At 68.2% G+C, this 18,389-nt stretch carries 14 protein-coding genes and 1 tRNA gene; 6 read left to right on the forward strand and 9 right to left on the reverse strand.

What is annotated here, in order from left to right:
* Positions 1 to 320: 320 nt before the first annotated feature.
* The 6 genes from clpX to HH212_RS22235 all read right to left on the reverse strand — a co-directional run bounded on the left by clpX (position 321) and on the right by HH212_RS22235 (position 9,016).
* The gene (gene clpX, locus HH212_RS22210) at positions 321 to 1,592 is read right to left on the reverse strand and encodes an ATP-dependent Clp protease ATP-binding subunit ClpX (RefSeq protein WP_170204487.1); all 1,272 of its coding nucleotides are present in this window, start codon (positions 1,590 to 1,592) and stop codon (positions 321 to 323) included.
* Positions 1,593 to 1,749: 157 nt separating this feature from the next.
* Positions 1,750 to 2,367, reverse strand: a complete 618-nt coding sequence (clpP, locus tag HH212_RS22215; RefSeq protein ID WP_211172392.1) for an ATP-dependent Clp endopeptidase proteolytic subunit ClpP — start codon at positions 2,365 to 2,367, stop codon at positions 1,750 to 1,752.
* Positions 2,368 to 2,453: 86 nt separating this feature from the next.
* The gene (gene tig, locus HH212_RS22220) at positions 2,454 to 3,797 is read right to left on the reverse strand and encodes a trigger factor (protein ID WP_170204488.1); all 1,344 of its coding nucleotides are present in this window, start codon (positions 3,795 to 3,797) and stop codon (positions 2,454 to 2,456) included.
* A gap of 31 nt (positions 3,798 to 3,828) precedes the next feature.
* A tRNA-Leu gene (locus HH212_RS22225) sits at positions 3,829 to 3,915 on the reverse strand.
* A gap of 254 nt (positions 3,916 to 4,169) precedes the next feature.
* Positions 4,170 to 7,301, reverse strand: coding sequence for an efflux RND transporter permease subunit (locus HH212_RS22230; protein WP_170204489.1), 3,132 nt, complete (start codon positions 7,299 to 7,301; stop codon positions 4,170 to 4,172).
* Positions 7,298 to 9,016, reverse strand: coding sequence for an efflux RND transporter periplasmic adaptor subunit (locus HH212_RS22235; protein ID WP_229217409.1), 1,719 nt, complete (start codon positions 9,014 to 9,016; stop codon positions 7,298 to 7,300). Before HH212_RS22235 ends, HH212_RS22230 begins: the two co-directional genes overlap by 4 nt.
* A gap of 226 nt (positions 9,017 to 9,242) precedes the next feature.
* Between HH212_RS22235 and hpnC the strand changes: the two genes are divergently transcribed.
* The 6 genes from hpnC (at position 9,243) to HH212_RS22265 (ending at position 14,561) form a co-directional block, all read left to right on the forward strand.
* Positions 9,243 to 10,064 carry a squalene synthase HpnC gene (gene hpnC, locus HH212_RS22240; protein ID WP_170204490.1) on the forward strand — a complete coding sequence of 274 codons (822 nt, stop codon included), beginning with the start codon at positions 9,243 to 9,245 and terminating at the stop codon, positions 10,062 to 10,064.
* 125 nt (positions 10,065 to 10,189) lie between these two features.
* Positions 10,190 to 11,023 carry a presqualene diphosphate synthase HpnD gene (gene hpnD / locus HH212_RS22245; protein ID WP_170204491.1) on the forward strand — a complete coding sequence of 278 codons (834 nt, stop codon included), beginning with the start codon at positions 10,190 to 10,192 and terminating at the stop codon, positions 11,021 to 11,023.
* Positions 11,010 to 12,548 carry a hydroxysqualene dehydroxylase HpnE gene (gene hpnE, locus HH212_RS22250; protein WP_170204492.1) on the forward strand — a complete coding sequence of 513 codons (1,539 nt, stop codon included), beginning with the start codon at positions 11,010 to 11,012 and terminating at the stop codon, positions 12,546 to 12,548. The genes hpnD and hpnE overlap by 14 nt, the downstream gene beginning before the upstream one ends.
* A 116-nt stretch (positions 12,549 to 12,664) precedes the next feature.
* On the forward strand, positions 12,665 to 12,808 hold the full coding sequence (locus HH212_RS22255) for a hypothetical protein (RefSeq protein ID WP_170204493.1): 144 nt from the start codon (positions 12,665 to 12,667) through the stop codon (positions 12,806 to 12,808).
* Positions 12,809 to 12,820: 12 nt separating this feature from the next.
* A complete protein-coding gene (locus tag HH212_RS22260) occupies positions 12,821 to 13,747 on the forward strand; it encodes a DUF1700 domain-containing protein (RefSeq protein ID WP_170204494.1) in 927 nt (308 codons plus the stop codon).
* A 7-nt stretch (positions 13,748 to 13,754) separates the two neighbouring features.
* Positions 13,755 to 14,561: a head GIN domain-containing protein gene (locus HH212_RS22265; RefSeq protein ID WP_170204495.1), complete on the forward strand. Its 807-nt coding sequence runs from the start codon at positions 13,755 to 13,757 to the stop codon at positions 14,559 to 14,561.
* Between the two features lie 4 nt (positions 14,562 to 14,565).
* Here the strand turns inward: HH212_RS22265 and HH212_RS22270 are convergent, their stop codons facing one another.
* From HH212_RS22270 to HH212_RS22280, 3 genes are all read right to left on the reverse strand, one after another.
* On the reverse strand, positions 14,566 to 15,588 hold the full coding sequence (locus HH212_RS22270; protein WP_170204496.1) for an MBL fold metallo-hydrolase: 1,023 nt from the start codon (positions 15,586 to 15,588) through the stop codon (positions 14,566 to 14,568).
* A gap of 144 nt (positions 15,589 to 15,732) precedes the next feature.
* Positions 15,733 to 16,866, reverse strand: a complete 1,134-nt coding sequence (locus HH212_RS22275) for a PEP-CTERM sorting domain-containing protein (RefSeq protein ID WP_170204497.1) — start codon at positions 16,864 to 16,866, stop codon at positions 15,733 to 15,735.
* Positions 16,867 to 17,010: 144 nt separating this feature from the next.
* A complete protein-coding gene (locus HH212_RS22280; RefSeq protein ID WP_170204498.1) occupies positions 17,011 to 18,261 on the reverse strand; it encodes a TIGR03862 family flavoprotein in 1,251 nt (416 codons plus the stop codon).
* Positions 18,262 to 18,389 lie beyond the last annotated feature (128 nt).

The raw sequence follows: 18,389 nt of genomic DNA on the forward strand, positions 1-18,389 counted from the left end.
TACAGAGGATGTTGGGCGCACCCCCGTGAAACACAAGACTGGCGCTGCAAAAAATTTTCTGCCAAGTAAATAATTAACAGGCTCGACTCGACTATAGCCGATTCCACCGAAGCACGTTTATCACCGCAAACAAGCGTGGCGCGGCGCGCTTGTGCTTCCGCCACAACACCACTGTCCACGGTTTTTAACAAAAGAAAAAGCCACTACACAACCTGAGTTGCGAGTGGCTTTACGAATGAAGCCGCGTCTTTTATTGAAGTAAATTGTACCTTCAAGTTTCCGCGATTCGTTTCATTCCGTTGCGTGTACGCACGGAAAGATCAGTTTTCTCCCGATACTTTTGGCGTTTCGCTATAGATCAATAGTGGTTTGGCACCGTTCGTAATCGTATTTTCATCGATCACGACTTTCACCACGTTCTGCTGGCTCGGCAGCTCGTACATCACGTCGAGCAGCGCGTGTTCCAGGATCGAACGCAGGCCGCGCGCGCCGGTCTTGCGCGCCAGCGCCTTCTTGGCGATCGCATGCAGGGCAGCCGGGCGGATTTCCAGTTCGGCGCCTTCCATGTCGAGCAGCTTCGAGTACTGCTTGATCAGCGCGTTCTTCGGCTCGATCAGGATCTGGATCAGCGCGTCTTCGGTCAGCTCGCTCAGGGTGGCGACGACCGGCAGGCGGCCGACCAGTTCCGGGATCAGGCCGAACTTGATCAGGTCTTCCGGTTCCGCTTCCATCAGCACGTCGCTGACCGAGCGCTGGCTCTGGCTCTTGACGCTGGCGGCGAAGCCGATGCCGCTCTTTTCGGAACGGTTCTGGATCACCTTGGCCAGGCCGTCGAAGGCGCCGCCGCAGATGAACATGATGTTGGTCGTGTCGATCTGCACGAAGTCCTGGTTCGGGTGCTTGCGCCCGCCCTGCGGCGGCACCGACGCCATGGTGCCTTCGATCAGCTTCAGCAGCGCCTGCTGCACGCCTTCGCCGGACACGTCGCGCGTGATCGAGGGGTTGTCCGATTTACGCGAAATCTTGTCGATCTCGTCGATATAGACGATGCCGCGCTGGGCCTTTTCGACTTCGTAGTTGCAGCTCTGCAGCAGCTTCTGGATGATGTTCTCGACGTCTTCGCCCACGTAACCGGCTTCGGTCAGGGTGGTGGCGTCGGCGATCACGAACGGCACGTTGAGCATGCGCGCCAGCGTCTGCGCCAGCAGGGTCTTGCCGGAACCGGTGGGGCCGACCAGCAGGATGTTGCTCTTGGCCAGCTCGACCTCGTCCTTCTTGCCCAGGTGCTTGAGGCGCTTGTAATGGTTGTAGACCGCCACCGACAGGATGCGTTTCGCCGTCTGCTGGCCGATCACGTACTGGTCGAGCAACTCGCTGATCTCGTGCGGCGTCGGCAGGTCGGACTTGGCGCCGCCCGCCACGGTTTCCACGTTCGAGGTCTCATCGCGGATGATGTCGTTGCACAGGTCGATGCACTCGTCGCAAATGAAGACCGAGGGTCCCGCGATCAGCTTCTTGACCTCGTGCTGGCTCTTGCCGCAGAACGAGCAGTACAGGAGTTTTTCGCCGCTGGAGGATTTTTTGTCAGACATGGGGCAATCTTATGTTGAATTGCAATGAATATATCGCTAATACGAGAGCGCAACAAGTGCAACGCTCTCCATGCTACCCGATTTGAAAGCAAAACGCCCGAACCGCTATTGCGACCGGGCGTATTTGAGCAACAATCGTCGGCAGCTCGCCGGCTGATCAGCCGCGGTTCGTCAGCACCCGGTCGATCAAGCCGTATTCCACCGATTCCTCGGCGGACAGGAAGCGGTCGCGGTCGGTATCCTTGTGGATCTGCTCGATCGTCTGGCCGGTATTGTCGGCCATGATGCGCGCCAGGCGCTCGCGCAGGTACAGGATTTCCTTGGCCTGGATCTCGATGTCCGAAGCCATGCCCTGCGATCCGCCGGACGGCTGGTGGATCATCACGCGCGAGTTCGGCAGCGAGAAGCGCTTGCCCTTGGCGCCGGCGGCCAGCAGGAAGGCGCCCATCGACGCCGCCATGCCGGTGCACAGAGTCGACACGTCCGGCTTGATGAAGTTCATGGTGTCGAAGATCGCCAGGCCGGCCGAAACCGAACCGCCCGGCGAATTGATGTACAGCGAGATGTCCTTGTCCGGATTCTCGCTTTCCAGGAACAGCATCTGGGCCACGATCAGATTCGCCATCTGGTCGTTGACAGGACCGACCAGGAAAATCACGCGCTCCTTCAGCAGGCGCGAATAGATGTCGTAGGCGCGCTCGCCGCGACCGCTCTGCTCGATCACCATCGGCACGAGGCCGAGGGCCTGGGTATCCAATGCGGGATTATGGTTCATACCTGTCATCATCCTTGTAATAGTTTACATGCGCCCCGGCCCGGCGAAGCTCACACCGCACCGGGCCGGGGCTCCTGTGGGACGGCTCAGCCTTGTGCGGCGTTGCTACCCATCAGTTCGTCAAAGGCGATGTCCTTGCTGGTCGCCTTTGCCTTGCCGAGGACATAGTTAACGACGTTTTCTTCCAATACAAGAGCCTCGACTTCGCTCAGGCGGCGGCGATCGCTGTAGTAGTACTTCAGCACTTCCTTCGGATCTTCGTAGCTCTGCGCGAAGTCCTCGATCTGGGCCTTCACCTGCTCTTGCGTGGCTTGCAGGTTGTTGTCGGCAACCAGTTGCGACAGGATCAGGCCCAGGCGCACGCGGCGCTCGGCCTTGGCGGCGAACAGGTCGGCCGGGAACGGCAGGCTCTTGACGTCCATGCCGCGCTGGGCCATGTCCTGGCGGGTCTGTTCGGCCAGGCGCTCGGAATCCTGGGCAACCATGACTTGCGGCACGTCCATCTCGGTGTGCTTGACCAGCGCATCCATCACGGCTTCCTTGTTGCGGGCCTTGATGCGGGCGGTGACTTCACGCTCCAGGTTGGTCTTGATGTCTTCGCGCATCTTGTCGATGCTGCCGTCTTCGATGCCCAGCGACTTGGCGAACTCGTCGTCGACTTCCGGCAGGTGCGCCCACTCCAGCTTCTTCAGGGTGATGGTGAAGTCGGCGGTCTTGCCGGCCACGTCCTTGCCGTGGTAATCCTCCGGGAAGGCCAGCGGGAAGGTCTTGCTTTCGCCGACCTTCAGGCCGACGGTGGCGGCTTCGAATTCCGGCAGCATGCGGCCTTCGCCCAGCACGAAGGCATAGTCGTCGGCCTTGCCGCCGTCGAACTCGACGCCGTCGATGGCGCCGGTGAAATCGACGGTCACACGGTCGCCGTTGGCGGCCACGGCATCGCCGCCGGTGCCGTGCTCGCCTTCTTCGCCCTTGGCATGGAAGTGCACGCGCTGCTTGCGCAGGATGTCCAGGGTCTTGTCGATCTCGGCGTCGGTGACGTCGGTCTTGACGGTCTCGACGTCGACGTCGGCCAGTTCCGGCAGCGACACTTCCGGATAGACTTCGAAGGTCGCGTCGAAGGCCAGCATGCCTTCCGGCGCTTCCTGTTTCGGTTCGATTTTCGGCATGCCGGCGACGCGCAGCTGGTTTTCGTTGGCGGCGTCGTTGAATGCCTGGCCAACCTTGTCGTTCAGCACGTCGGATTCGATCTGGTAGCCGTACTGGGCGGCGACCATCTTGATTGGCACCTTGCCCGGACGGAAGCCCGGGGCGCGCGCGGTCTTGGCCTGCTTCTTCAGGCGCTTTTCGACTTCCGAACGAACGTCGCTCAGCGGGAAGGTGATCGTCAAGCGGCGCTCGAGTTTACCCAGGTTTTCGACAGCAGTTGCCATTGTAAAAATCGTCCAAAAAAATAATTATTCGTGGTGCGAGGAGGGGGACTCGAACCCCCACACCATTGCTGGCGTCAGGACCTAAACCTGGTGCGTCTACCAATTTCGCCATCCTCGCGCAGGATTGCTGCATCTTGCCGCAAAAACAAAGGGCGTCCGACATCCAAACCGGCCGCCCTGCACTATTCCGTTTAGGGGCTACAACTTCAACCCGATATTTTACTGGATTATCTGACACTAATGGGCGATTTTTGATTCGTGCGCCCTGCGTGGATCGTCAATTCACGCAATGAATCCATAGCAAAATATTTTTCTCAAACAATATCAACGATTTACGTTTCGACGCGTGGACGACGCGCATGGTCCGTCGAATCACGCGTCGACGGTCGCGTCGTCCACCCTGCGCGCGCTGCCCTTGCCCGCCGGCCGCTTGACCCGGAACCAGGCCGCATACAAGGCCGGCAGGAACAGCAGCGTCAGCGCCGTCGCCACCAGCAAGCCCCCCATGATCGCCACCGCCATCGGCCCCCAGAACACCGAGCGCGACAGCGGGATCATGGCCAGCGCCGCGGCCGCCGCGGTCAACAGGATCGGGCGGCAGCGCCGCACCGCCGATTCGACGATGGCATCCCAGGCCGGCACGCCGGCCGCGATCTCGTGCTCGATCTGGTCGACCAGGATCACCGAGTTACGGATGATCATGCCGAACAGCGCGATGACGCCCAGGTTGGCGACGAAGCCGAACGGCCGGTGCAGGACCAGCAGCGCCATCGCCGCGCCCGCCACGCCGAGCGGCCCGGTGAGGAATACCAGCAGCGCGCGCGAAAAGCTGTGCAGCTGCAGCATCAGCAGCGTGAACACGATGAACAGCACCAGCGGCACGTTGGCGGCGATCGAGGCCTCGGCCTGGGAACTGTCGGCCGCGGCGCCGGCCAGCTTGATGTTGTAGCCGGCCGGCAGCCTGGCACGCAGGGCCGCCAGGCGCTCGCTCACCTGGCTGGACACCGTCGGCCCCTGGATGCCGGCCACCACGTCCGACTGCACCATGATCGCCCACTCGCGCGCCTCGCGCCAGACCACGCCCGGCTCCCATACGAACTCGATGCGCGCCACCTGGCTCAGCGGCACCGGCTTGCCGGACGGCGTGGCGATATTGGTATTGGCCAGCACCGACATGCTGGAGCGTTCCTCGAGCGGCTGGCGCACCACGATGTCGATCAGCCGGTTGCTCTCCCGGAACTGGCCGACCGGCGTGCCGGACAGCACCATCGCCACCGTGCGCCGCACCGCCTGCGACGTCAAGCCGAGCGCGCGCAGCTTGTCCTGGTCGAGGTCCAGGCGCAATACCTTGACCGCCTCGTTCCAGTTGTCGTTGACGCCGACCGCGTTCGGATTGGCGCGCAGGATATCCTTGACCTGGTCGGCCAAGCCGCGCACGGTGGCGATGTCCGGGCCGGTCACCTGGAACTGCACCGGATACGGCACCGGCGGCCCGTTCGGCAGCAATTTGACCCGTCCGCGCACTTCCGGGAAATCGGTGGCGAAGACTTGTTCGATCTTGTGCAGCAGGCGCTCGCGCGCCGCCGCGTCCCTGGGCAGCACCACGAATTGCGAGACGTTCGACTGCGGGAAGATCTGGTCGAGCGGCAGGTAGAAGCGCGGGCTGCCGGTGCCGACGTAGCTGGTGACGCTATCCAGTTCCGGCTGGGCGCGCACGAAGCGCTCGAACTTCTTCGCCACCGCTTCGTTGGCGGCGAAGCTGGTGCCTTCCGGCAGCCAAGTCTCCACCATCAGCTCCAGGCGCGCCGAATCCGGGAAGAACTGCTTTTCGATGAACTTGAAGCCGAACACGCCCAGGCCGAACACCGCCAGCGACAGCGCGATGGTGGTGAAGCGCCACTCGACGCACCAGTTCACCGCGCGCCGGAAGCGCCGGTAGGCGAGCGTGTCGAACACCTCGTGGCCGTGGGCAGCGCCGTCGGCATGCGGCTGCACGCGCAACAGCACGAAGCCGATGTAGGGGGTGAAGGTCACCGCCACCACCCACGACACCAGCAGCGCGATGGCGTTCACCGAGAACATCGAAAAGGTATATTCGCCGGCGGCCGACTTGGCCAGGCCGATCGGCAGGAAGCCGGCCGCCGTGATCAGGGTGCCGGTCAGCATCGGAAACGCGGTCGACGTATAGGCATAGGTGGCCGCTTCCAGGCGCGACATGCCCTCTTCCATTTTCCGCACCATCATCTCGACGGCGATGATGGCATCGTCCACCAGCAGGCCGAGCGCGATGATCAGCGCGCCCAGCGACACCTTGTGCAGCGAGATCTCGAAGATTTCCATGAACAGGAAGGTGATCGCCAGCACCAGCGGAATCGTCAGCGCCACCACCAGGCCGGGGCGCACGTCGATGCGCAGCTTGGGCTTGTTGTGCAGGCCGAGCGCCAGGAAGGACACCACCAGCACGATCACCACCGCCTCCACCAGCGTGTGCATGAATTCGTTGACCGAGGCGGTGACCGCCGCCGGCTGGTTCGATACCCGCTCCAGCTCGATGCCGACCGGCAGCTGGGCGCGCACGCGCGCCACCGAGGCTTCCAGGCCCTTGCCCAGTTCGACGATGTTGCCGCCCTTTTCCATCGACACGCCCAGGCCGATCACGTCCTTGCCGTTGAAGCGCATCTTGTCGTGCGGCGGGTCCTGGTAGGCGCGCTCGACGCTGGCAAAGTCGCCCAGGCGGAAGCTCATGTTCCCGGCGCGCAGGCTCAGGTCTTCCAGCTGCCTGGCATTCTTGATGGCGCCGCTCACGCGCACCTGCAGGTTCTCGCCCGGCGTGACCAGCAGGCCCGAGGTCTCGACCCCGTTCTGACCGGCGATCTGGGCGACGATGGTGTCGAACGGGATGCCGAGCTGGGCGAACTTCTGCTGCGAGAAGCGGATGTTGAGCTTTTCTTCCTGCACGCCGAACTGCTCGACCTTGGCCACCAGCGGCACTTTCAGCAATTGCTGGCGCACGAAGTCGGCATAGTCGCGCATCTCGGCATAGGTAAAGCCGTCGCCGGACAGGGCAAAGATGGAACCGTAGGTATCGCCGAATTCGTCGTTGAAGTACGGGCCGTTGACGCCGGCCGGCAGGGTGCCGGCGATGTCGCCGATCTTCTTGCGCACCTGGTACCAGACCGCCGAGGTTTCCTTGGGCGGCGTCGATTCGCGCAGCTCCAGGATGATCGTCGTTTCGCCCGGCTTGGAAAAGCTGCGGATCTTGTCCACGTACGGCGTTTCCTGCAGCTTGCGCTCCAGCTTGTCGGTGACCTGCTGCGCCATCTGCACGCCGGTGGCGCCCGGCCAGTAGGCGCTGATCACCATGGCGCGGAAGGTGAACGGCGGGTCCTCGTCCTGGCCCAGCTTGCCGTAGCTGAGGATGCCGGCCACCAGCAGCGCGGCGATCAGGTAACGCGTCAGCGGAATGTGTTGCAGCGCCCAGCGCGACAGGTTGAAGCCCTTCATCGGGCCGCTCCGGCGGCCTTGGCCGCGTGCACCGGATGGCGCGCGGCGGCCTTGGCGCTTGGATGGACGTTCTTGCCGTTCTTGCCGCCGCTACGCTTGTCCGCCTTTTTCTGGTGGTTTTTGTCGGCCTTTTTCGGGCTTGTCTTGCCGCTCTTTCCGGCAGCGCGCCTGTCGATCGGCTTCGATGCCGGCTTGGCCGCGGCATTGCTTGCCGGCGCGGCGGCCGGCTTGGCCGGCGCCAGGCTGGAGGCGACCAGCCCGCCCGCCGCGACGCCGGCCACGCCCAGCGCGGGCGCGGCGATCGCCGGCGCCGCCGCGGCAGGCGTGCCGCTGCCGGACGCCGTGGCGCCCGCGCCGCTGCTGCCGCTGGCCGTACTGCCGCCCGTGGCCGTACTGCCGCTTGCGCCGGGCGCCGCCTGTGGAGCGGCGGACGGCGTGCCGGCAGCGGCCGACGGCGGGGCCGCCGGCGCGGCTGCGCCGGCACCCTTGGCGCCATCGCCCGTGCCCGCGCCGCCGTTGGCTTCCGCCTCGGCATCGCCGCGGCGCGCCACGTCGGCGCGCAGGATGCGCACCTTCTGGCCTTCCTTGAGCAGGTTGACGCCGGCCGTCACCACCACCTGGCCGGGACGCACGCCCTGCGCAAGCAGCACGTCGTTGTCGACGACGCCGCCGACCCGCACCGGCGTCAGCTTGACGGCGTCGTTCTCGATCACCCACACCGAGGTCGCGCCCTTGTCCTGGTACAGCGCCGACAGCGGGGCGCGCACCTGGCCGGCGGCGCCGGCCCCGCCCCGGCGCACCAGCTCCACCGCGGCGGTCATGCCCATGCGCACGTCGTCGCGCGCCGGCACGCTGACCTTGACCGCATAGGTACGGGTGGCCGCATCGGCCATCGGCGCCACCTCGCGGATGCTGCCGCGGATGCTGCGCCCGGGGTCGGCCCACAGGCGCACCTTGACGTCGTCGACCTTGCGTATATGGGATACCTGATCTTCCGGCACGCCGATCACGACTTCCTTTTCGTCGGTGCGCGCCACCCGTAGCACCGGCGCGCCGGCCTGGACCACCTGGCCGACCTCGGCGTCGATGGCGGTGACCACGCCGTCGGCGTCGGCTTCCAGGTTGGCGTAGCGCGCCTGGTTGGCTTGTTCGCCGAGCGCGGCGCGCGCCGCCTCGACGCTGGCCTCGCCGGAACGCAGCGCCGCCGCCTTCTGGTCGAGCACCGCCTGGCTGACGAAATTCTGGGCGCGCAAGTCCTGGTAGCGCTTGAGTTCGGCGCGCGCCAGGTCGAGCGTGGTCTGCGCCGCGCGCAGGTTGGCCTGCGCTTGCGCCTGGCCCAGGCGCAAGTCTTGCGGATCGAGCTGCATGAGGAGCTGGCCGCGCTTGACCACGGTGCCGACGTCGACCTTGCGCGCGCTGATCTTCCCGCCGACGCGAAAACCCAGTCCGGATTCATAACGCGGACGCACGTCGCCCGAGAACACGGCGCTGACGTCGCCGTTGGCGGCGGCCAGCGTGGCGGCGCGCACCGGACGCACGTCCGCCACCGGCGGCGCCGGCTTGGAACAGGCCGCCAGCAGCGAGGAGAACAGCACGGGAAGTACAAATGCGGACAAGACCCTGGAGGCGCCGGGCGCCCGCAACCGCAAGGCCAGGCTGCGCGCGCCGCCTGCGCGTTGCGGCAGGCACGGCGGGATGAAACGAAAAACGGACACGGTGTCTTCCTCTATGGTCACGGCGCCTGCCGGGACGGTTGGGCACTTCTGCGAACCTGCTGCGCATTGCCTGCTGCAGCGGCCGATCATGCTGCTGCCGGGGAGTGGTTCGAGGCTTCCTTGATTTTTATCCCAGCAATTATAATCATGCAAATACATTGCAGTAAATGACAGAAATGACGAATGCGTCATGAATGTCCTTGCCGGCCTTGCGCCGAATTGTCCCATGCCCGTCGATCATTACGAAAATTTTCCTGTCGCATCGATCCTGCTGCCGCGCCGCCTGGTGCCGGCGGTCGAGGCGATCTATGCGTTCGCGCGCAGCGCCGACGACCTGGCCGACGAGGGCGACGCCGCGCCGCCCGCGCGCCTGGCCGCGTTGCAGGCGTACGACGACGCGCTCGACGCCATCGGGCACGGCGCGGCGCCGCCGGCCGGCCCGGATGCGCCGATGTTCGCGCGCCTGGGCGCCGTGATCGGGCAGTACCGCCTGCCGCTGCAGCCGCTGCGCGACCTGCTGAGCGCGTTCCGCCAGGACGTGGTCACGCCGCGCTATGCCGACTACGCTTCCCTGCTCGACTATTGCCGCCGTTCTGCCAACCCGGTCGGGCGCCTGATGCTGGCCCTGTACGGCGTGGCCGACGAGGCCAGCCTGCGCCGTTCGGATGCGGTATGCAGCGCCCTGCAACTGATCAACTTCTGGCAGGACGTCGGCATCGACATCGGCAAGGGCCGCATCTACCTGCCGCAGGAAGACCTGCAGCGCTTCGGCGTGGCGGAAGCGGATATCGGGCAAGCGCGCACCGGCCCGGCCTGGCGCGCATTGATGGGCTTCGAGGTCGACCGGGCGCGCGCCCTGATGCTGGAGGGCGCGCCGCTGGCGACGCGCCTGCCGGGGCGCATCGGCTGGGAGCTGCGCATGGTGGTGCAAGGCGGGCTGCGCATCCTGGAAGCGATCGAGCGCGCCGACTACGACGTCTTCCGCAGGCGGCCCAGGCTGGGACGCATGGACTGGCTGGCGGTCGGCTGGCGCGCGCTGCGCATGTAGGCCGGCATCCGACCAGCGCCGTTCGAGGGCGCAACAAGCGTGCTGTAAAAACCGCCTTGCGCCCTCATCTGCGCTTCCATCGGATATAGAATAGCGGACTTGCTCCGCAAACTTGCATTTTTCATATGTCTCCCGACGAATACTGCCAACAAAAGACCGTACAAAGCGGCTCCAGCTTCTACTACAGCTTCCTGTTCCTGCCGCCCGAGCGGCGCCGGGCGATCACGGCGCTGTACGCGTTCTGCCGGGAAGTCGACGATACCGTGGACGAGACCAGCGACGGTTCGGTGGCGCGCATCAAGCTGGCCTGGTGGCGCAACGAGGTGGCGGCGATGTATGGCGGCACGCCCACGCACCCGGTGATGCTGGCATTGCAGCCGCACCTGGGCGCCTACGACCTGAAGCAGGAACACCTGCAGGCGATCATCGACGGCATGGAGATGGACCTGGACCAGTCGCGCTACCTCGACTATGCGGGCCTGCGCAAGTACTGCTGGCACGTGGCCGGCGTGGTCGGCATCCTGTCGGCCAGCATCTTCGGCGTCAGCACCCCGCAGACGCTGCAGTATGCGGAAAAGCTGGGCCTGGCGTTCCAGCTGACCAACATCATCCGCGACGTCGGCGAGGATGCGCGCAAGGGCCGCATCTACCTGCCGGTGAACGAACTGCAGCAGTTCGGCGTGACCGCGGCCGACCTGCTGAACGCGCGCCACAGCGACAAGTTCGAAGCCCTGATGAAGTTCCAGGCCGACCGCGCGCGCGCCATCTACGACGAGGCCTTCGCGCTGCTGCCGAAGCAGGACCGGCGCGCCCAGCGGCCCGGCCTGATGATGGCGGCGATCTACCGCACCGTGCTCGACGAGGTCGAGCGTGACGGCTTCCACGTGCTGACCCAGCGCATCTCGCTGACGCCGCTGCGCAAATTGTGGCTGGCCTGGAAGACCTATGTCCGCAACTAGCAGGACAGCGGCAAGCGAGGTGCCCGCACGGCGGGTGGCGGTGGTCGGCGGCGGCTGGGCCGGCTGCGCCGCCGCCGTGGCGCTGGCCGACGCCGGCGCCGCCGTCACCGTGTACGAGGCGGCGCGCACGCTGGGCGGCCGCGCGCGCGCGCTCGATGCGCACGGGCGCCGCCTCGACAACGGCCAGCACATCCTGCTGGGCGCCTACGCCGACACGCTGGGCCTGCTGCGCCGGGTCGGCATCGACGCGCGCCAGGCGCTGCTGCGCCTGCCGCTGCAGATGCGCTATCCGCCGGCCGGCGCCCGGCACGCCGCCGACCCGCAGCAGCCGTGGATGGACTTCGTGGCGCCGCGCCTGCCGGCGCCGCTGCACATGCTGGCCGCGCTGCTGCGCGCCAAGGGGCTGGAACGCGCCGACAAGCTGGCGCTGGCGCGTTTTTCCACCAGCGCGCGCTGGATGGGCTGGCAGCTGAACGACGATTGCAGCGTGGCCGAACTGCTGGAGCGCTTCGACCAGACCGCGCGCCTGGTGCGCCTGATGTGGCGTCCGCTGTGCCTGGCCGCGCTGAACACCGCGCCCGAGCACGCCTCGGCCCAGGTGTTTCTGGCGGTGCTGCGCGACAGCCTGGGCGCCAGGCGCGCGGCTTCCGACATGCTGCTGCCGCGCCTGCTGCTGGACGAACTGTTCCCGCAAGCCGCTCGCCGCCACGTGGAAGCGCGCGGCGGCCGCGTGCTGTGCGGCGCCCGTGTCGAGGCGCTGGCGCAGGACGGCGCGCTCTGGCGGGTGCAGGCGTGCGCCATGGCGGCCGGTGCGCAGCCGGCAAGCGCCGCGCCGTCCGGCCCGCTGCCGGCGGCCGGCGTGGCGCCGGGTGCGCAGGCTGGCGCGGCGGCACCGTCCGCACCGTCCACGGCGGCCACGTACGACGCGGTGGTGCTGGCCACCGCGCCCTGGCAGGCCGCCGGCCTGCTGCGCGCGCTGCCCGGCGCCGCAGCGCTGGCAGACCGGCTCGACGCCTTCGCCTACGAACCGATCTCCACGGTCTACCTGCAGTACGAACCGGCGCTGCGCCTGCCGCTGCCCTTCTGCGCCCTGCTCGACGAGCCCGAGCGCGGCGCCTGGGGCCAGTTCGTGTTCGACCGCGGCCAGCTCGACCCCGGCCAGGGCGGTCTGCTGGCGGTGGTGATCAGCGGCGCCTCGGCCGCCGCCGGGCTGCCGCGCGCGGCGCTGGCCGAGGCGGTGGCGCGCCAGCTGGCGCACGCCTTCGGCGTTGCGGCGCTGGCGCGGCCGGCCTGGCACCAGGTGATCAGCGAAAAGCGCGCCACCTTCGCCTGCACGCCCGCCCTCGACCGCCCCGCCAACGCCACCGGCATCGCCGGCCTGGTACTGGCCGGCGACTACACCGCCAGCGACTATCCGGCCACGCTCGAATCGGCGGTGCGCAGCGGCCTGCAGGCGGCGCGCCTGGCGGGGCAGCCAAGCGGGCGGCAACCGGCGCAGCCGGCCGGCGCGTCCGTCGCCGCCTGATGCAGCCTGCGCCGCGAATCCTGCAGGCCGTCGCACCGCCGTGGTGCGCGCGGCCGGACGCCGCTACGCTCCGAGTGTCGACAACCGCGTCATCCGATCGCACAGGAGCGTTCCTCATGAATTTCCAACTGGGCTTGCGCACGCTCGCCATCCTGGCGCTGGTGGCCGCCGCCACCGTGCTGCTGGCCAGCCCGGCCCTGGTCGGCGCCGCCGGCCCCAACCCGGCCCTGGGCCTGCTGCCCCTCGTCGGGCACCACTGACGCGGCGCGGCAATGGACAAGCTGGCATACCTCGATGCGCTCAAGCGCGCCATGCTCGGCCTGCCGCCGGCGACGCAGGCCAGGACGCTCGCCTACTACGAGCAGCGCTTCGTCGACGGTCTGGTCGCCGGACGCAGCGAACAGGAGGTGGCCGACGAGCTGGACGAGCCGCGCAAGATCGCCATGACGCTGCGCGCCAGCGCCCACCTGTCCACGCTGGCCGCAACCGATGACGCAGGGCGCGCAAGCGCCGCGCAAGCGCCGGCCGGCAGCGCGCAGGCGGCCGGCGCCGCTGCGCGTGCCGGCGCCCTGCCGCGGCCCGTCAACGCGCTGCGCCTGGCGGCGTCGGCGCTCGGGCTGGCGATCTTCAACCTGTTCATGATCGTGCCGGCGCTGGTGTACGCCGCCCTGCTGTTCTCGCTGTACCTGTGCGCACTGACCTTTTACCTGGCCGGCATCGCCACCACCGCCAGCGGGCTGGCCGGCGTCAACGAACTGGTGCTGGACTGGCCCTCGCGGCTGCCGGCCGCCGCCCGGGACAACCGCCCGGAACGCGAGACGCGCGTACTGATCGGCCCCAGCGGCATCGAAGTGCGCCGCGAGCGCGACGGCGATGGCGCGCGCCCGCGAGCGCCGGACGACGGCGCGCCGCAGGAAGGCGAAGCGGACGCAGCGGACCAGGATGCGCCGGGCGACGCCGCGCCGCAGCGGCGCAGCGAGCGCTCGCGCGTGCTGCGCGGCGCCGAGGCGGTGGCCGACGGCAGCGTGCGCATCAGCACCGGCATGGACGCCGAGTCGCGCACCACCCAGACCCTGGTAGGGCTGGGCATGGTGCTGGGCGGGATCGCATTGTTCCTGGTGTCGCTGGTGGTCAGCCGCTACACGCTGGCCGGGTGCCGGCGCTACGTCCAGATGAACCGTTCCCTGCTGAAGGGTTGAGAACACCATGCGCGCCCTGCTGAAGACCGGTTTCTTCCTGCTGCTGATCGCCTTCGGGCTGATCGGCGCCTCGTACACCCTGCTGCGCGCCCAGGGCAGCGGCGGCCCGGCCAGCCCCGGCAGCCGCCTGGTGGCGAGCGAGCGCCGCCCGGTGGCGGCCGGCATCGACAGCGTCGACCTGAGCGGCCCGCTCAACCTGACCCTGCGCCAGGGCCCGCCCGGCCTCGAGGTGCGCGGCGAGCAACGCCTGCTGGCCAACATCGACACCGCCAGCGACGGCGGCGTGCTGCACATCGGCCCACGCGGCATCCTGCTGCGCCACCGCCAACCGATCGAAGTGATCCTGACCCTGCCGGCGCTGCGCAGCCTGAGCGTCAACGGCAGCGGCAGCCACACCGTCAGCGGCTTCGCCGGCGAACGCATCGAACTCGCCCTGGGCGGCTCGGGCGGCATGCGCTTCAATGGCCGCTACCGCGACATCACCGCCTCGCTGCAGGGCAGCGGCGACCTCGACGTCACCGGCGGCAGCAGCGAACGGGTGGCGGCGTCGATGATGGGTTCCGGGCGCCTGACCCTGGTCGGCAGCAGCCGCGAACTGCAGGCGCACGTGAACAGCTCGGGCGACTTCGATGCGCGCCACCTGCAGGCCGATGCCGTCCACCTGACCCACGTCGGCTCCGGCGACAGCGCCCTGTATGCGCGCCGGGACGCCGACGTACGCCTGACCGGCAGCGGCGACGTGGTCATCCACGGCAATCCGGCGCGCCACGAGGTCAGCCGCAACGGCAGCGGCAGCGTGGTGTTCCGCGATTAGAAAGCTATTCCAGGCCGCGCCACCAGCGCGTCTCGGCGCGCGGTCGCGTCAGGTCGAGCGCTTCGCCCATCGCGGGCGTGGCCAGCGCCACGCCGTGCCGTTCGGCCAGCGCGGCGATGCGCTCGAGCGGTTCCTGCCAGCGGTGCATGCTGAGGTCGAAGGTGCCGTTGTGGATCGGCATCAGGCACTTGCCGCGCAGGTCGAGGAAGGCCTGCAGCGTCTCTTCCGGCTGCATGTGCACGTCCGGCCACTGCTTGTTGTAGGCGCCGTTTTCCACCATAGCCAGGTCGAACGGGCCGTACCTGTCGCCGATGTCCCGGAACCCGCCGAAGTAGCCGCTGTCGCCGCTGAAGAACAGGCGCAGGTCGCCGTGCATGATCACCCACGACGCCCACAGTGTGGCGTCGCGGTCGCCCAGGCCGCGCCCGGAAAAATGGCGCGCCGGGGTGGCCGCCAGGCGCACGCCATCGATGTCGGTCTCCTGCCACCAGTCGAGCTGGCGCACCTTGGCGCGCGCGATGCCCCACTTGACCAGGCGTTCGCCCACGCCCAGCGGCGCCACGAAGTGCTCGGTGCGCGCATCCAGCGCCAGCACGGCGGCGCGGTCGAGGTGGTCGTAGTGGTCGTGCGAGAGGATCACCGCCGCGATCGGCGGCAGCGCGTCGATGCCGATCGGCGGCGCGTGGAAGCGCTCGGGACCGGCCCAGCCGACCGGGGACGCCCGTGTCGAGAACACCGGATCGGTCAGGTAGAAGGCGCCGCCGAGCTTGATCAGCATGGTGGAGTGGCCGAGGCGGTACAGGGTGGCGTCGGGCGCGGCCAGCAATGCATCGGTGGTCAAGGTATGCACCGGGATCGCCTGGCGCGGCACGGTGCCGGCCGGCTTGTCGAACATGAAGGTCCACCAGATGCGCACCATCTCGCCCAGGCCGGGCTTGTGCATCGGGTCGACATTGCGGTAGGCGCCGTCGCGGAAGGTCGAAGCGGCGGACGGCGGAGACGGGGATGCGGGGGCGCTGTCGTTCATGCTGGACGAGGTCGGGAGAATGCAGACATCATACAGGATGCCGCTCGCAGGCTCCGGCAATGCCGCACTGGCCGTCGACGGTGCCGGGTCGTTTTCGATGATCGGATATCGTTGCCCAGCATGGGTTCCTGCCTGTGCACGCCTTCATGTGGAGCGGCGACGGCGCAGCAGCAGCATGGCGGCGAGGCCCACGCCGCCCAGCCACAGCGAGCCCGGCTCCGGCGCTTCGGCGCTGGCCGGCGTCGGCGCCGGGGTAGCGGCGGCCAGGCCGGGCGGCCACAGCGACGGATCCAGCGCCACCGGGGCCGGCAGGTTGCCCGGATCGGCGACGTTGGCGCCCGTGGTATCGGTGGCAGGGAGCGTGGCCGGCACGTCGGCGGACACCACCGGTACCACCGGGTCGGAGGCGGCAAGCACCGGCTGGGTCGTGGGCACGAGGCCGTCCGTGCCCGGTGCGGACGGCACGGCCGGGCCGACCGGCGCGGCCGTATCGACCGGCGTGGCCGGACCGACCGGCGTGGCCGCGGTGACCGGGTAGCGGGTGGCGTACGGGAAGCGCGGCGTCTCGTTGCCGTCCAGGGTGCCGAAGCGGCCGGTCGAACCCGGCGAACCCGCGCCCGGCGTCAGCAGGCCGGCGCCGTACGGGAACGACACCAGCTGGTGCGACTGGCCGTCGTAGCCTTGCGCGGCGGCCGGTGCATACGAAACGCTCTCCAGGCCTCCGTCGGCAGGCTGCAGGGTCGAGGAATCGAGGTCGCGTTCGCTCGGGCCGTGGGCCTCGACCGGAAACCGGGGCACGTCCGAGATGCGGTTGCCGCAGCGTCCGCGGATCTCGTTGACGCCATCGGTGAGTACGGTCTCGCCCGGCGCCAGCGTCAGCTTCTTCGCGGTCCAGTAGACCTGGTCGCCCTTGCGGTACGAGACGTAGACCGCGCGCGCCTTGTCGACCGTGACCGCGCGTGCCTTGTCGGCGTCGAAGCCGGCGTAGTGCGCCGCCACCACCGGGTCGTGCGCGATCGCCTGCAGCAGCTCGTCGCGGCTGGCCAGGCCGCCGGGCACGATCGAGAAGCGGTAGACGCGGCGCGGCGCCGGCTTGTCCGCCGCGGCCGCAGGCGCCGCCGCGCGGGCGGACATGCGCAGCGTCGCCGGCACCGTCGCCGGCGCGGCTTCCGGGACCGCGGGCGCGCGCAGCATCTGCGCTGCCGGCAGCAGGACCAGCAATGCTGCGCCGCCCGCGAGACCGATCACGGTAAAGGCGGCCAGGCGGCTTTTCAGCATCGAAAACGACCTGTGACTACGGATGTAGGCAGTGCGGCTGTGCATACGCTCGGAGGAAAAGTAAGATTTGTCCTACGAGACTAACAGCAAACTTGCACTAAAGCTACATCCTGCGCCGCAAAGATAGGTTTCGCAGCGTAAATGTTAAAAGGTGTTGGAAGCCTGCAACCACGCCAGCGCATCCTTGCCTGCCGCACGTCCGCCGGCGAAGCACGCAGTCAGCAGGTAGCCCCCGGTAGGCGCTTCCCAGTCGACCATTTCGCCGGTGACGAACACACCCGGCAGCGCGCGCAGCATGCTGCCGGCGCCGTCCAGCGCCTCGAAGCGCACGCCGCCGCCGCTGCTGATCGCCTCGTCGATCGGGCGCGGGCGCTTCAACACCAGCGGCAGCGCCTTGAGCGCGCGCGCCAGCTGCAGCGGATCGGCATACGCTTCCTTCGACAGGCATTCGTGCAGCAAGCCCGACTTCACGCCCTTGATGCCGAGCCGCCCCTGCAGGTGGCTCGACATGGAACGGGCGCCGCGTCCGCGCGTCACCTCGTCCAGCACGCGTTCGGGCGAATGGTCCGGCAGCAGGTCGACCAGCACGGTGGCGCTGCCCTGCGCGGCGATGCGGTCGCGGATGGCGCCCGAGAGCGCGTACACCAGGCTGCCCTCGATGCCGCTGGCGCTGGCCACGAACTGGCCCTTGCGCATTACCGTCGCGGCGCCCTCGTCCAGCCCCAGCGCCACCGTGGTCAGCGGCGCGCCGGCATGGCGGCTGCTGAAATGTTCGCTCCAGTCGGCGTCGAAGCCGCAGTTCATCGGCACCAGCGGCGCCACCGGCACGCCGCGTTCGGCCAGCAGCGGCACCCAGGCACCGTCCGATCCCAGGCGCGCCCAGCTGGCGCCGCCGAGCGCCAGCACGGTCGCACCGGCCCGCTCCAGGCGCTCGCCTTCCGGCGTCGCGAACAGCAGGCAGCCGTCGCGCCAGCCGATCCAGCGGTGGCGCATGTGCAAGCGCACGCCGGATTCGCGCAGCCGGTGCAGCCAGGCGCGCAGCAGCGGCGCCGCCTTCATGTCGGCCGGGAACACGCGGCCCGAACTGCCGACGAAGGTGTCCACGCCGAGCCCGTGGATCCAGTCGCGCACCTGGTGCGGGCCGAAACCGTCCAGCCAGCGCGCCACCTCGTGGCTGCGCGCGCCGTAGCGGCCGACGAAGGCGTCGTGCGCTTCCGAGTGGGTGATATTCATGCCGCCCTTGCCCGCCAACAGGAACTTGCGCCCGACCGAGGGCATGGCGTCGTACAGGTCGACGGCGGCACCGCCGGCAGCCAGCACTTCGGCCGCCATCAGGCCGGCGGGACCGCCGCCGATGACGATGGCGCGGCGTGGAGAGGAAAAGGCTTGGGTCATGGCGGTCGGCGTCGACGAAAGGCTGGATGGCACGGGTACGGGAGGCCCGCATTGTAGTCGAGAAGCGCCGGCCGCCATAGCCGCCGGCACGACAGCAAAAAAGATGTAAAGGAAGCTTGACACCGCAT

The sequence above is a fragment of the Massilia forsythiae genome (genome assembly GCF_012849555.1).
Lineage (GTDB): Bacteria > Pseudomonadota > Gammaproteobacteria > Burkholderiales > Burkholderiaceae_D > Telluria > Telluria forsythiae.